Raw genomic sequence first — 15,108 nt, 5'->3', positions numbered from 1 at the left:
TTGCAACACCCTAGAGAAACGACATGAGTGAGCTGGCGGATAAGGTCCAACAGGATTTGGTTGAGGCCATCGATAACGATGACCTGGTTCTGCCAACGTTACCGGAAGTGGCCCTGCAGATTCGCAAGGCCGCCGAAGATCCGGACATCAGCGTCAGCGACCTGAGCAAAGTGATCGGCCGTGACACGGCGCTGTCGGCGCGTCTGATCAAAGTGGTCAACAGCCCGCTGCTGCGCGCCACCCAGGAAGTCACCGACCTGCACACCGCCATCACCCGGCTCGGCGTCAACTACAGCAGCAACCTGGCGATCGGTCTGGTGATGGAGCAGATCTTCCACGCCCGCTCCGACGTGGTCGAACAGAAAATGCGCGAAGTCTGGCGCAAGAGCCTGGAGATCGCCGGCGTCAGCTACGCCCTCTGCCGCCGTTACACCCAGCTCAAGCCCGATCAGGCTGCGCTCGGTGGACTGGTTCATCAGATCGGCGTATTGCCGATCCTGACCTACGCCGAAGACCACTACGAATTGCTGTCCGACCCGGTCAGCCTCAATCATGTGATCGACCACATTCACCCGTTGCTCGGCGACAAGCTGCTGCGGGTCTGGGAGTTTCCGGAGCGTCTGGTGGAGCTGCCGGGGCTGTATCAGGACCTCAAGCGCGAATCGCAGCAGATCGATTACGTCGACATCGTGCAAGTGGCCAGCCTGTATTGCCATAAGGACACCGATCACCCGATCGCCCGCATCGATCCGTTCAGCGTGCCGGCATTCCGCAAGCTCGGCATCGATCCGGAAAACAAGGCGCTGTGCGCCGATCTGGAAGAATCGCGGTCGATGTTCTACTGATCAACCGGCGACAAAACTCACCCGCACCTTCAAACCCGCCTGCTCGCCATCGTGCAGACTGATCTGCGCCAGATGCGCGCGGCAGATTTCCCCGACAATCGCCAGCCCCAGCCCGGAACCGGCCACCTGCTGGTTGCGCCGGTAAAAGCGCTCGAACACCCGATCCCGCTCTTCCAGCGGAATGCCCGGGCCATCGTCTTCAACCTCCAGCACCGCCGGCGCAGTGACCCGCAGAATCACGTTGCCGCCCGGCGGCGTGTGCGCCAGCGCGTTGTCCACCAGATTGCTCAGCAGTTCGTTGAGCAATGTCGGCTCGCCGCGCAGCCACACCGGCTCGTCCGCTTCCAGCGCCAACGCCACGCCACGCGCGTGGGCCAACGGCGCCATGGCCATGCCCAGCTCACGGGCCAACTGACTCAGATCGAGCAACTGTGCACCGCCCTCGGCAATCGCCCGGGCGCCGTTTTCCACCCGGGCCAGCGACAGCAACTGATTGGCCAGATGGGTCAGGCGATCCGTGCTTTGTGCCGAGGATTCCAGCGTTTCGCGCCAGGTCTGCGGCTCGTTCGAGCGCAAGCCCAGTTCAAGCCGCGCCTTGAGCGCTGCCAGTGGGGTGCGCAGTTCATGGGCCGCATCGGCGATGAATTGCGCCTGCCGCTCGAATTGCCCGCGCAGGCGTTCGGTAAAGTGATTGAGCGCACGCACCAGCGGCGACAACTCATGCTGGACTTCCACCAGCGGCAACGGACGCAAGTCGTCAGGCTGGCGCTCTTCCACTGCCGTGCGCAGACGCTCGATCGGCCGCAGCGCCGCACTCACCGCAAACCACACCAGCAACAACGCGCCAATCGCCAGCATCCCGAGCCGCAGCAAGGTGTCGGCCGCCAGGCTGCGGGCCATGCTGACGCGCGCCTCATCGGTTTCGGCAACGCGGATTTCAGCCATGCCGTTCATGTTCGGCTCGCTGACCGCTTTGAGCAGGCTCACCACACGCACGTTCTGCCCCTGATATTTCGCGTCGTAAAAACGCGCGAGGGCGGGATAGCTGTCGGTTCTCGGGGTGCCCGGTGGTGGGCCGGGCAGATTTTCATAGCCGGAAATCAACTTCTGGTTGATGTCGTTGACCTGGTAATAGATGCGACCCGCACTGTCGTAGGCAAAGGTATCGAGCGCCACATACGGCACGTCGGCACTGAGACTGCCATCACGCTGCGACAGACCGGCAGCAATGGTCCGCGCCGAGGCCAGCAGCGTGCGGTCGTAGGCGGTGTCGGCAGCTTCGCGACCGTTCCAGTACGCACTCAATCCGCTGGCGAGCATCAACACCACCAGCAGCAGTGCGAGGTTCCACAGCAACCGCCAGCGCAGGCTGCTGGGCTTATGCATCGCGGCTTTCCAGCAAATAGCCCAGACCGCGGAAGGTCACGATGGCCACCGAATGGCCGTCGAGCTTCTTGCGCAGGCGGTGCACGTAGATTTCGATGGCATCGGGGCTGGCCTCTTCGTCGAGACCGAACACCTGCGCAGCCAGTTGCTCCTTGCTCATCACTCGACCCGGACGGGCGATCAGCGCTTCGAGCACCGCTTGTTCGCGAGAAGTCAGTGTCAGCAATTCATCGCCGAGGGTGAAGCGCCGGGTGTCGAGGTCATAGGCCAGCACACCGCAGCGCTGCTGGCGTTCGCCGCCAAGCACACTGCGGCGCAGCAACGCCTTGACCCGTGCTTCGAGCTCGGTGAGTTCGAACGGCTTGGCCAGGTAGTCATCGGCGCCGAGATTGAGCCCATGGACCCGATCCTTGACGTCACTACGGGCCGTCAGCATCAGCACCGGCAGGTTCTTGCCCCGGGCCCGCAGGCGCGCCAGCACCTCAAAACCGTCCATGCGCGGCAGACCGACATCGAGGATCGCCACCGCGTACTCCTCGCTGCCCAGGGCCAGGTCGGCAGCCACGCCGTCGTGCAAGACGTCCACGGTCAGACCGGTGCTCTTGAGCGCCTGGGCGACGCTTTCGGCCAGCGGCAAATGGTCTTCGACGAGCAGGACACGCATGGATCTCTACCTCATTCAGGGATGGCCGACGCCATTCTTTGCGGCGGAGTTTACAGCCGCAACCGCCACTGTGAAGCCTGAAAACACGCGAAAGAATACTGAAAGGTTAGCGAAAGGTTGGGCCGTTAGAGTCGCTTTACCGAAGGTCCCGACTGCCGACCTTCGCCGTTTTGCCTGTTCATACACCGTAGCTTCAAACCGTAGCTCTCGAAAAACGCCTCGATGCGTTTTCGCCAATAAGAACAATAACGAGGTACTGCACCATGCTGTCCACACAGCTTCAGGTTGACCCGTTTCATTCTTCCTTTCGAATTTCCCCGTTTTCGCTTGTCAGCGCCATCGTCGGCTGCGCGGCGTTCAACCCGTCCGGGTCTGAGCCTGTTAGCCTGCGCGCGCGAAACTGCCGCACCTGAAATATCCCCAAAAACAACAACTCCCGTGGAGACTCTCATGAACCGATCCCTGCGCCGTTTCGCCCTCGCCGCCGGTTGCGTGCTGTTCGCCGGCCAACTGATGGCCGAACCTAAACGTCCGGAATGCATTGCCCCGGCCTCCCCCGGCGGTGGTTTCGACCTGACCTGCAAACTGGCGCAAAGCGCGCTGGTCAACGAAAAACTGCTGACCAAACCGATGCGCGTGACCTACATGCCCGGTGGCGTCGGTGCGGTGGCGTACAACGCCGTTGTGGCGCAGCGTCCGGCCGATGCCGGCACGCTGGTGGCGTGGTCCAGCGGATCGCTGTTGAACCTGGCCCAGGGCAAGTTTGGTCGGTTCGATGAATCCAACGTGCGCTGGCTGGCGGCGGTCGGCACCAGCTACGGCGCCATCGCGGTGAAAAGCGATTCGCCCTACAAAACCCTCGATGATCTCGTGCAGGCGCTGAAGAAAGATCCGAGTTCCGTGGTCATTGGCTCCGGCGGTACCGTCGGCAGCCAGGACTGGATGCAGACTGCGCTGATCGCCAAAGCCGCCGGGATCAACCCGCGCGACCTGCGTTACGTCGCCCTCGAAGGGGGCGGCGAGATCGCCACCGCCCTGCTCGGCGGTCATATCCAGGTCGGCAGTACCGACATTTCCGACTCCATGCCGCATATCCAGAGCGGTGACATGCGCCTGCTGGCCGTGTTTGCCGAGAAACGCCTGGACGAGCCGGAAATGAAGGACATTCCTACCGCGCGCGAGCAAGGCTACGACATCGTCTGGCCGGTGGTGCGCGGTTTCTACCTCGGGCCAAAAGTCAGCGATGAAGACTACGCCTGGTGGAAAGACTCCTTCGACAAACTGCTGGCCTCCGACGACTTCGCCAAGCTGCGCGATCAGCGTGAACTGTTCCCGTTCGCCATGACCGGTCCCGAGCTGGACACCTACGTCAAGAAACAGGTGGCGGACTACAAGGTGCTGGCCAAAGAGTTCGGCCTGATTCAGTGATCGTCTCGGTCTAGCGTCCATGGCCCTCTCGCCGGGGCCATGGCAGGAGTTCCCTCATGCTTATTCAACGCATTTTTGCCTCGGTGCTGTTGCTGGCCTGTGCCGGCCTGGCACTGATGGCGTGGCCGTATCAGGCGGCTTTTTCCTACGAACCGGTGGGCCCTCGGGCGTTTCCATTGCTGATGCTCGGCCTGATGAGCCTGGCGCTGCTGTACATGGTGTTCCGCCCGGCGCCGATCAAACACAGCGAGGACGAACCGCCGCTGGATCGCGAAACCCTGACCAAGATCGCGATCTGCGTCACCCTGCTGCTGGTGTTCGCCGGTTTGTTCGAACCGCTGGGCTTCATCCTCAGCAGCATTCTGATCGGTATTCCGATGGCGCGCCTGTATGGCGGGCGCTGGGTGCCCAGCGTCATTGTCACGACGCTGATGGCGATTGGTTTGTACATGTTGTTCGACCGCGTGATGGACGTACCGCTGCCCCTCGGCCTGCTCGACGTTCTGGAGAACTGATATGGATACTCTCGGTTATTTGGGTCAGGGCTTCGGCGTCGCGCTGAGTCCGTACAACCTGGTCACGGCCCTGACCGGCACGCTGATCGGCACCGTGGTCGGCTTGTTGCCGGGCCTGGGCCCGATCAATGGCGTGGCGTTGCTGATCCCGATTGCATTCGCCCTCGGGCTGCCGCCGGAATCGGCACTGATCCTGCTGGCAGCGGTTTATCTGGGTTGCGAATACGGCGGCCGGATCAGCTCGATCCTGCTGAACATTCCGGGCGAAGCCTCCACCGTGATGACCACCCTCGACGGTTACCCGATGGCCCGCAAAGGCCTGGCTGGCGTGGCGCTGTCGTTGTCGGCATGGAGTTCGTTCATCGGCGCCTTCATCGCCACCTGCGGCATGGTGCTGTTCGCCCCGCTGCTGGCGAAATGGGCGATTGCCTTCGGTCCGGCGGAATACTTCGTGTTGATGGTGTTCGCGATTGTCTGTCTCGGCGGCATGGCCGGTGACCGACCGTTGAAAACCTTCATCGCGGCGTTGATCGGCCTGTTCCTGTCCAGCGTCGGCATTGACGCCAACAGCGGTGTTTATCGCTTCACCGGCGACAACATTCACCTGACTGACGGCATTCAGTTCGTGGTGCTGGTACTAGGCCTGTTCTCGATCAGCGAAATCCTTCTGCTGCTGGAGAAAACCCACCGCGGCCAGGAAGCGGTGAAAGCCACCGGGCGGATGATGTTCAACTTCAAGGAAGCGGCGTCGGTGTTCGTGGTGAACATCCGTTGCGGCCTGCTCGGTTTCATCATGGGCGTGTTGCCGGGTGCCGGTGCGACCCTCGCCAGCGCCGTGGCCTACATGACCGAGAAACGCATCGCCGGTACCAGCGGCAAGTTTGGTCAGGGCGACGCCCGCGGCCTCGCTGCACCGGAAACCGCCATCGGCGCCTCCGCTTGCGGCGCGCTGGTGCCGATGCTGACCCTCGGCGTTCCGGGCTCGGGCACCACGGCGGTGATGATCGGCGCCCTGTCGCTGTACAACATCACTCCGGGCCCGCTGCTGTTCCAGCAACAACCGGACATCGTCTGGGGCCTGATCGCCTCGCTGTTCATCGCCAACATCATGCTGGTGATTCTGAACATCCCGATGATCCGCATCTTCACCCGCATCCTCGCCGTGCCGAACTGGGCTCTGGTGCCGGTGATCGCGATCATCACCGGGATCGGTGTGTACGCCGTACACGCGACCACATTCGACCTGTTCCTGATGGTCGGCATCGGCATCTTCGGCTATATCCTGCGCAAACTGGATTTCCCGCTGTCGCCAGTGCTGCTGGGGTTCATCCTCGGCGGGCTGATGGAGCAGAACCTGCGCCGGGCGCTGTCGATTTCCAACGGTGCGCTGGAGATTCTCTGGTCGAGCCCGATCACCTTCGGCGTCTGGGTGTTGACTGCCATCATGTTGCTGATGCCGCTGCTGCGCATCTGGCGCAAACGCTCGGCCGCGCAACGCGCCGTTGCCGATGTCTGATCGGCTCTCCCTCAAAACCTGGTGGGGAACCCCGCTGGTCGGTCTGCTTGGCGGTTACATCGCCAGCCAGATCGGCTGGCCGCTGCCGTGGATGGTCGGCTCGTTGCTGGCGATCATCCTGGTGCGCTGCCTGACCCCGTGGCAATTGACCGAAATCCCTGGCGGCCGCAAGTGCGGCCAGTGGATCGTCGGGATCGGCATCGGCCTGCATTTCACCCCGCTGGTGATGGAGCAGGTGCTCGGCCACTTCGGCCTGATCTTCTTCGGCGCGCTGGTCACCAGCCTGTCAGCGGTGGTCGGCGTGTGGCTGATGCGCCGCACCGGCGAGGATCGCGCCACGGCGTTTTTCTCCAGCATGCCCGGCGGCTCCGGGGAGATGGTCAACCTCGGCGCCCGCAACGGCGCGCTGCTCAGCCATGTCGCGGCCGGGCAGAGTCTGCGGGTGTTGGTGGTGGTGTTGTGTGTTCCGGCGGCGTTCAAGTATCTGCTGGGTGACGGCACCCCGATTTCACACGCCGGCAGCGTCGATTGGCGCTGGCTGGCGATTCTTTTTCCGGCGGGCGGCCTGCTCGCCTGGCTCTGGCAACGTCTGCGTCAACCTAACCCATGGCTGTTCGGTCCGCTGCTGGTCAGCGCGGCGGTGAGCATCGGCTGGGACCTGCACATCGGCCTGCCCAATGGCGGCAGCCAGATCGGCCAGTGGTTGATCGGCAGTGGGCTGGGTTGCCACTTCAACCGCCAGTTCTTCCGCCGCGCGCCATCGTTCATGGGGCGCACGTTGATCGGCACGGCACTCACCATGTTGATCGCGACACTGGCGGCGTTGGGATTGAGTGCGCTGACCCATCTGGACCTGCGCTCGCTGACGTTGGGCATGATGCCCGGCGGGATCGCCGAGATGAGTCTGACGGCGGAAACCCTGCAACTGTCGGTGCCGCTGGTGACCGCAATGCAGGTGATGCGGCTGCTGTTCGTGTTGTTTCTGGCGGAACCGTTGTTCAAATACTGGAACCGTAATCCCGAAGCCTGAGCCGGTTTTTGATCGTTCCCACGCTCTGCGTGGGAATGCAGCCCGGGACGCTCCGCGTCCCAAAGCGGACGCAGAGCGTCCATTGAGGCATTCCCACGCGGACGGTTCGACGCCTCGACGTGGGAACGAAATTAGCCGCCAGCCCCTGAGCATCAGACCACCGACGGCAGGCGCCACTCGATCGGCGCTTCGCCATTCTGCTCCAGGAATTTATTGGTGCGGCTGAAATGCCCGCAACCAAGGAAACCGCGATAAGCCGACAGCGGCGACGGGTGCACCGAGGTCAGTACCAGATGTTTGGTGGCATCGATCAGCTTCTGCTTGCTCTGCGCATGGGCGCCCCAGAGCATGAACACCAGATGCGGCTGTTTCTGGCTGACCACTTCAATGATCCGATCCGTGAAGAACTGCCAGCCCTTGTCCTTGTGCGCATTGGCGTTGGCCCGCTCGACGGTCATGGTGGTGTTGAGCATCAGCACACCCTGATCGGCCCAGCTCTGCAGATAGCCGTGATTGGGGATGTCGATGTTCAGGTCGCGCTTCAACTCTTTATAGATGTTGACCAGCGATGGCGGCGCCGGCACGCCCGGTTGCACCGAAAAGCACAAGCCGTGGGCCTGGCCCGGGCCGTGGTACGGATCCTGGCCGAGGATGACCACTTTTACCTTGTCCAGCGGCGTCGAGTTCAACGCGTTGAAGATCATCGGTCCCGGCGGATAGATTTCCTTGCCGGCCGCCCGCTCCTGCTGCAGAAAAGTGCGCAACTCTGCCATGTAGGGCTGGTCGAATTCGGCACGCAGTGCCTCCTTCCAGCTCGGTTCGAGTTTGATACGGTCGTCAGCATTCATGGTCATACCCGGCAAAAACAATGGGGCGAACCCTAGGAAAGCCGACCACGCTTGTCAATTGATCTGACGCAGATCCGGCACTTTCCCACACAGCGATCATACTGATCGTTCAAATTCCCGATCGAGGTCACGATGAATCTGCACTTCGAAGAACTCACCGGCACCGACGGCGCGCGCATCGGCGTGGCCACGCTGGATGCCGAAAAGTCGCTCAATGCGCTGTCCCTGCCGATGATCCACGCCCTGAGCGACAGACTGAACGCGTGGGCCAAGGATCCGCAAATCGTCTGCGTGCTGCTGCGCGGCAACGGTGCCAAGGCGTTCTGCGCCGGCGGCGAAGTCCGCAGCCTGGTGGAAGCCTGCCGGGCCCATCCCGGTGAGGTGCCGCCGCTGGCCGCACAGTTTTTTAACGCTGAGTATCGGCTGGATTACAGCCTGCACACCTACCCGAAACCGTTGATCTGCTGGGGCCATGGTTATGTGCTCGGCGGCGGCATGGGCCTCTTGCAAGGCGCGAGCATCCGGATCGTCACGCCGAGCAGTCGTCTGGCAATGCCGGAAATCAGCATCGGCCTGTACCCGGATGTCGGCGCCAGTTGGTTTCTGTCGCGGCTGCCGGGCAAGCTCGGTTTGTTCCTTGGCTTGACCGGCGCGCACATGAACGGTCGCGATGCGATCGATCTGGACCTGGCCGACCGCTTCCTGCTCGACGAACAGCAGCAGGAACTGATCGACGGCCTGTTGCAGTTGAACTGGCAGGAACAGACCGCCATGCAGCTCAACAGCCTGCTCAAGGCGCTGCAGCAGGAAGCCGTGGCGCAGATGCCCGAGGCGCAATGGCTGCCGCGTCGGCAGCAGATCGATGAATGGCTGGATGTCAGCGACGTGACCTGCGCCTGGAAAGCCATCAGCCTGCATCGCGACAGCAGCGATCTGTTGATTGCCCGTGCCGCGAAAACCATGAGTGAAGGTTCGCCGCTTACCGCGCATCTGGTCTGGGAACAGATCATCCGCGCCCGCCACATGTCGCTGGCCGAAGTCTTTCAGATGGAATACACCCTGAGCCTCAATTGCTGCCGGCATCCGGAATTCAGCGAAGGTGTCCGGGCGCGACTGATCGACAAGGATCACAAACCGCACTGGCACTGGCCGGACATCGCCCGGGTGCCGGACGCGGTGGTCGAGGCGCACTTTCATAAGGTGTGGGAGGGGCGGCATCCGCTGGCGGATCTGTCGCAATACTAAAACCGATCATTGCCCGCGATGGCAGTCTCCTAAGCTCTGTCGCGGGAAGTTTGAGCCCGTTGCGAAACTATCTGCGATCAAACATTCAACTCGTAAAACGCGATTATTTCCTTCATTGCCCGCAACGCCTCCTCATCATTTCTCGGCAAGATGTCCTCTACGTCCCGTAACGGAGGTAGAGGGTGCAAAAGCTCAGCGAGTTGGTTCGCCGTGTAACTTTTAACAGCGCCCTCTTCTCCTTGAACGCTGATGAAGCTGATAGCGGCATCGTCTCCTGAAAAGTGTTCGGAGACACGTATCTTTGGAGACATGCCATAACTCACTACGATGACGAGATCATCCCGTTCACGGTGAAACTTGAGTTGATCAATCGACAGTCCGACCTCCGAAAAGTCTATACCGTCGGTTCCGCCACCGGCATTGACTACCAGATCTCGTCCGAGACCATCATATTTATAAACATCATTGCCCCCGCCACCGGACAAGGTGTCATTGCCCGGCCCACCGTAAAGCACGTCATCGCCTGAACCACCGCCGAGCAGATCATCTCCTTGCATCCCTCTTATTTCACCAGCGCCGCTGAGGGTGTCATTACCGCGACCGCCCACGAGCGGTAGAAAACGGTTGTCTCGAAAAGACTTAACCTGAGTAGCGTACTGAACGGTGATGCCATGATGATAAGTATCGGGGGCAATGCCTAAGCGGCTAACGACGTCTTTAAAATTGATGCTCAAGCCATCAGCAAACCTCACCCTTTCAATTCCGGAACCACTGAGATCGTTCGGATTGGGCAAAACGATTCGTACTTTTTGAGTTCCGCCCCATTCGATATCGAGTGTGGTGTACAGCATCTGGGCTCGAGGCGGTTGACGATGAGCGCCACGCAGTGGGGCCGGTGAGAGTTCAATATTTACCGTCTCAACCAACACAGCGCCCCAGGTTAGCTTCAACTTATCGGGTTTCGCCTCTTCCGGAAGAACGACTGTATCAACATCAAGCCCCGCAAACTCTTCATGCCACCCAGAGACTCCAACCTCGGGACGCAAAAAAACAGGGTTAAGCACGTCGGCAATAATGGTGGTTGCGCCATCATGCGCTTCAACTATGTAAGTGTCGGGACCGTTTTCGCCGTAAAGCCAATCTTCTCCCGGCCCACTGATCAAATAATCGGTTCCCGCAGAGCCGAGCAGCGTGTCGTTGCCTGCGCCAGCCGATAAAAATGCACCCGGGATCCTATCGTTCACTCCGCCGTACTCAAGCACTGAATCAGCATAGGTAACCACCAAGTCATCTCCTGCACCGCCATGAAAGAGATTTCCCACTTCGAGATTTACCCTGCCGCCAGCGTCATTACCATGAACAACTTTATGCTTGATCGTTTGGGTAGTAGAGCTCCAGCGAAACGCTTTACGAACAGTTTCATGATTTTCAAAACTGCCAGCGGGGTACACGTACCACCCCTTAATGGCGCCCGAGTGGTCTATATCTTCGACTACAGCATCACCCACGTTGAACGAGAACCCCGAATAACTGGAGCCAGACGGGTAATATTTTGGCTTTTGTTTCGGTAATTGCGCAGTTTCAGCTTTTACAAACTTGAACGTGGTTTTCGTTGCAGAAATTGATTGCCTTTCACTCACCACGGCGTCTGCGGCAATCGCCTTCATCCACTCAGGTGTATTGGAAAAGACTCCGGCTTCAACGTCCTCATGGATCAGTTCGGCGCTGATGGCATAGCCACTTTCGTCGGTAGCAATATGACTTCTAACCCAAACACCCTGATCGTTCAGTGCAAATCCTGATGCCTGCCGGGCCGCTGAGTGCTTTGCTTTCAGTTCCGAAAGAAAAAGGCTATCCCAGTCGATGTGACGACTGGTTTCACTACCTTCCCTCTCAGTAGAAGCGGCTAAGTCATCGGGCAGTGTCTGGACGACTGCTTCGCTCTCAATGTCCTGCATTTTTCCGGCATCGGGCACCGTAGCAATTGTCGCGGACGGATCTCTTACATCTACCGGTTGCACCGTTAATTTGATTACATCCTGGAAATTCAGGATCACGCCGTCGCTTAACCTGAACGTAGAACCTGCCCACTTTTCATGGTGAAGAATCAGAAGCGCGTCACCAATACCATTCGACAGCCGCAACGCCGTGCCCACATCAAGATTGACGATCTTGGCCTGCAAGTTCTCCGCAGAAAATCCATCACCAAAACTTACGACATTGTTGCCACCTGTATCGGTAACAACATCCAGTCCATCGCCTACTCCGAAGTAGAAAACATCGTTGCCCTGCATCCCTTCCAGATAATCGTTGCCGGCGCCACCCTCAAACACGTTATCGCCAGGGCCGCCGCGCAAATAATCGACTCCCTCCCCGCCAACCAGCGTGTCGTTTCCACCACTGCCCAGCAAAGTGTCGTTGCCTGAGCCGCCGTCAAGATAATCGGCGCCATGTTCTGCTTCGGATGTTAGCTCGTAGTCCCCCACCAAAAAGTCATCATCGGCACCGCCCAAGAGCGTATCGGCGCCCAAACCACCCCAGAGCGTATCGTTTCCTGAATTACCTTGAATGTGGTCATCGTTGGTTCCTCCCGCTTTCAAGTTGGGCTCATCGCCATCCAGAGCGTCGGCGCCTGATCCGCCTATCAGTGTGTCGGAGCCACCCAACCCACGGAGTTTGTCGTCACCCGCACCGCCATCGAGATAATCATCACCGTGGTAACGAATTGGGTGCTCATGGTAATCACCAACCAATTCGTCGTTACCGCTGCCACCGAAAAGTAAGTCATCTGCACCTCCGCCCCAGAGGGTATCGTCCCCCGCGCCGCCATCCAGAAAATCACTCCCGAAAAAATGCGCCGCATCACCCGAAATTCCTTGCAGTACGCTGTCATCTCCGCTCAGAACATCATTGCCAGCGCCACCGTACAGCACGTCGTTACCACCGTTGCCGGCTAGAGCGTCATCGCCATCGCCGCCCTGCAAAAAATCGTTGCCATGATGGATGCCGTGGAGACCGCCACCCCAATCGAGGTTGTCTCCAAACAATGTGTCATTGCCACTCCCGCCAGCCAGCGTGTCATTACCTCCCTCCCCGGCCAACGTGTCGTCTTCACCTCCGCCGTCAAGCAGATCATCTCCCCAGCCTCCATTGATAAAGTCCCGGCCCCCTTGGCCATAGAGAACGTCATTGCCTCCCTCCAAGGGTTGGTTCAAAGAGGAGTTCTCGAAGACGGTACGAAAGCTAGTGACTCCACCGGGGATTTGAACGTTGATCTGCTTGTATTCCCAATTTTGCTCATGTGCGCCCGTTGCTTCATCACCGGATAAATTGTCATCACCTGCTCCGCCAATCAGCGTGTCTTGACCATTGCCACCGAGCAGCACATCTCGCGAGGCAGTGCCCACAAGCAAATCATCACCCTGCCCACCATCCAGCCAGTCGCCGCGGCTGGCCTTTCCTTTTGTTGCATCGGCAAAGGCTTTTTCAAGAGACGACTGCTTGTCGCCGAACAAACGATCGTTGCCTTCTTTGCCGAACAATCGATCAGACCCGCCAAGACCAACGATCAGGTCGTCTTTCGGTGATCCGTAAAGCAAGTCGGCTTTGTTTCTCTGTTTAATATTGGGCAAAAGCTTGGCGTTACCCAACTCATCATAGGAAGGCTGATCCCCACGAACATTCGGGTCGGAATCTTTGACTTTCCAGTCGCCTTGAAGGACCAGATCGGGAGCGGGGAACGTCTGGCTCTGGTAATCAGGAAGATCAATGCCGAGCATCCCCGGCTTGAAGTTCTTTACGACGATGAGATCACTCAGTCCGTATTTAATGTTCAGCGTGTTTTCAGCCAGATCTTCAATGAGCGTCAAGCTGATGGCTCGATCTTCCGTAAGCCAGATATTGCTGAGCGGATCACTGCGTTCGAGAGGTGGGATCGGAAGTCCATTTATCAACAACCCGCCCCCAACGTCCGCATCAAAAATTTCGTCTATTCCATCTCCGGTGGAGAACTCATACCGATCGTTACCCGGCCCGCCAGTCAGGAAGTCGTTACCCTTGCCACCCACCAAAACATCATCACCGGCCATCCCGTGTAACGCGTCATTCCCATCGCCTCCCGTTAAATAGTCATTGCCGCGAGCCCCCTGGATAAAGTCGTTACCTGACAGTCCGCTCATGGAATCGTTGCCGCCACCGCCGTAAAGATGATCGGTATTCGTTCCGCCACCAAATGATCGACCGCCGTCATCACCAAACATGACCAGAGGGTTTGAGACGCCTGTGGTCATCGGGGCCTGTTTGCCCGAAGCCAAATCCGAATAGGAAAAGGTCTGGACAGTATTTCGACCGAACGATCCATTGGTTCGGGCAATCAGCCGGGCCAGCATTTCCGAGCGATCAGCAAGCCACTGCTCAGTGATGAAACCCTCCCCCGTTTCGGGATCGTAAAGCTCCAGTTCGCGTCCGGAAAAACCGTCGGCCCGCTCAATCACGATTTCGCTTAGTTGCTTGAGGGAATTGCGTAACGCGGCGCCGATTGGCGTTGCCTGACTGGCCAACGTTGCCCAGTCCTTGGCACTGCCATACTCGCCAATGGTTCTGGTAACGATGCTTTGCGATTGAGACGGAGAAAGTGCGGAGAAAAATGTGTAGGCATTGGAGGCGAAGGTTTCGTCGGTGGTAGGCGTGGCGGCCGAGTTTCCGTCGTAGGTTCGCCTGAGCATGTCAAAGAAATCATTCAGGTTATATCGCAATATCAGGCTGACAATAGGTGAGATGGGCGTACCTTTCACCACATGCTGAATCAGCGGATTGATGTTGCCACTGGCAAGAGCGATGTTTATCTGTTCGGGCAGGACTGAAAACAGGCTTTCAACCATATTCGACCCGAAGTTTTTAATCACTGCCTGCAATGCAACACTGTATGAGTCCACGGCAAACAGAATATTCTTTAGATCGTCCAGCCTATTGAACTTGGCGAGGTCATGATTACCTTTGATGTGGGAGTCCGGATCACCCGCGGAGATCAACCTCCAAGTTTCATATGGTTTTTCTCCACCCAACAGGCTGAAGCCGATTGTTCCAGACCATCCGGCGTTATGACGGGTCGCTGTATCAACGTTGCCAATATCATCACGAAATAGTACTTCACCAATCGCGCTCGCATCGATTTCTGCAATTTGGCTTATGGAGGGCACAGTCCATGGAGCCAAATCATGTTCAACGGAGCCTTTTATCAACGTATTCATGAGATTGACAGCCACCTGATTAGATGACTCTTGCATCTTCGAATCGCTGATTTTTTTATTTAACCTCAATTCCCCCTGCCGCAGGGTGTAGGCTCGGATCAACGCAGAGTAAGCGCCCACCCCGCCATTTGCATCAATTGCTACATCGAGCCAGAGTTTGGCATCTTTAAAAATTCCCATTACGTTCTCATCGAACGCAGAACCGTCTAAAAATTTCTCACCCAAAATATTCGACAATGTGCGATAAAGTACAGCACAGCTTCGCCCCTCCACTGCCATCGCAATATACTTTTCCTCCTCGACATTGAATTTCATTCCCTCACAAATATTTGCAGCCTGCAAAATTTCCGACTTTTCCAAATCACTGAATATATAGCTCATA

At 58.6% G+C, this 15,108-nt stretch carries 10 protein-coding genes; 6 read left to right on the top strand and 4 right to left on the bottom strand.

Annotated elements, in window-relative coordinates; genetic code table 11:
• Positions 1-23: 23 nt before the first annotated feature.
• A complete protein-coding gene (locus tag ACEN93_RS23825) occupies positions 24-845 on the top strand; it encodes an HDOD domain-containing protein (protein WP_103386827.1) in 822 nt (273 codons plus the stop codon).
• On the opposite strand, the gene ACEN93_RS23820 is transcribed toward ACEN93_RS23825, so the two are convergent.
• Together ACEN93_RS23820 and ACEN93_RS23815 are read right to left on the bottom strand one after the other, a co-directional pair.
• Entirely contained in the window at positions 846-2,231 is a 1,386-nt protein-coding gene (locus tag ACEN93_RS23820) for a sensor histidine kinase (protein WP_039772688.1), read from the bottom strand.
• The gene (locus ACEN93_RS23815) at positions 2,224-2,895 is read right to left on the bottom strand and encodes a response regulator (protein ID WP_007957980.1); all 672 of its coding nucleotides are present in this window, start codon (positions 2,893-2,895) and stop codon (positions 2,224-2,226) included. Before ACEN93_RS23815 ends, ACEN93_RS23820 begins: the two co-directional genes overlap by 8 nt.
• 450 nt (positions 2,896-3,345) lie before the next feature.
• On the opposite strand from ACEN93_RS23815, the gene ACEN93_RS23810 reads away from it, so the two are divergent.
• The 4 genes from ACEN93_RS23810 to ACEN93_RS23795 are packed head-to-tail and all read left to right on the top strand — an operon-like array spanning position 3,346 to position 7,384.
• Positions 3,346-4,323, top strand: a complete 978-nt coding sequence (locus ACEN93_RS23810; protein WP_414882324.1) for a Bug family tripartite tricarboxylate transporter substrate binding protein — start codon at positions 3,346-3,348, stop codon at positions 4,321-4,323.
• A 56-nt stretch (positions 4,324-4,379) separates the two neighbouring features.
• Entirely contained in the window at positions 4,380-4,838 is a 459-nt protein-coding gene (locus ACEN93_RS23805) for a tripartite tricarboxylate transporter TctB family protein (RefSeq protein WP_495610580.1), read from the top strand.
• 1 nt (position 4,839) lies between these two features.
• Complete coding sequence (locus ACEN93_RS23800) at positions 4,840-6,354, top strand: tripartite tricarboxylate transporter permease (RefSeq protein ID WP_495610579.1); 1,515 nt, start codon at positions 4,840-4,842, stop codon at positions 6,352-6,354.
• Positions 6,347-7,384, top strand: coding sequence for an AbrB family transcriptional regulator (locus ACEN93_RS23795; protein WP_103386824.1), 1,038 nt, complete (start codon positions 6,347-6,349; stop codon positions 7,382-7,384). The genes ACEN93_RS23800 and ACEN93_RS23795 overlap by 8 nt, the downstream gene beginning before the upstream one ends.
• A gap of 152 nt (positions 7,385-7,536) precedes the next feature.
• Here ACEN93_RS23795 and ung read toward each other — a convergent pair whose 3' ends face one another.
• Positions 7,537-8,238, bottom strand: coding sequence for a uracil-DNA glycosylase (gene ung / locus ACEN93_RS23790; RefSeq protein ID WP_490841666.1), 702 nt, complete (start codon positions 8,236-8,238; stop codon positions 7,537-7,539).
• A 126-nt stretch (positions 8,239-8,364) separates the two neighbouring features.
• On the opposite strand from ung, the gene dspII reads away from it, so the two are divergent.
• Positions 8,365-9,477 (top strand): enoyl-CoA hydratase/isomerase DspII, encoded by a 1,113-nt coding sequence (gene dspII, locus ACEN93_RS23785; RefSeq protein WP_495610578.1) that lies wholly within the window; start codon positions 8,365-8,367, stop codon positions 9,475-9,477.
• A gap of 77 nt (positions 9,478-9,554) precedes the next feature.
• On the opposite strand, the gene ACEN93_RS23780 is transcribed toward dspII, so the two are convergent.
• Entirely contained in the window at positions 9,555-15,107 is a 5,553-nt protein-coding gene (locus ACEN93_RS23780; protein WP_495610577.1) for a calcium-binding protein, read from the bottom strand.
• Position 15,108 lies beyond the last annotated feature (1 nt).

It is taken from the genome of Pseudomonas sp. Pseusp21 (assembly GCF_059492145.1).
This window is presented reverse-complemented; position numbering and strand designations above follow the sequence as displayed.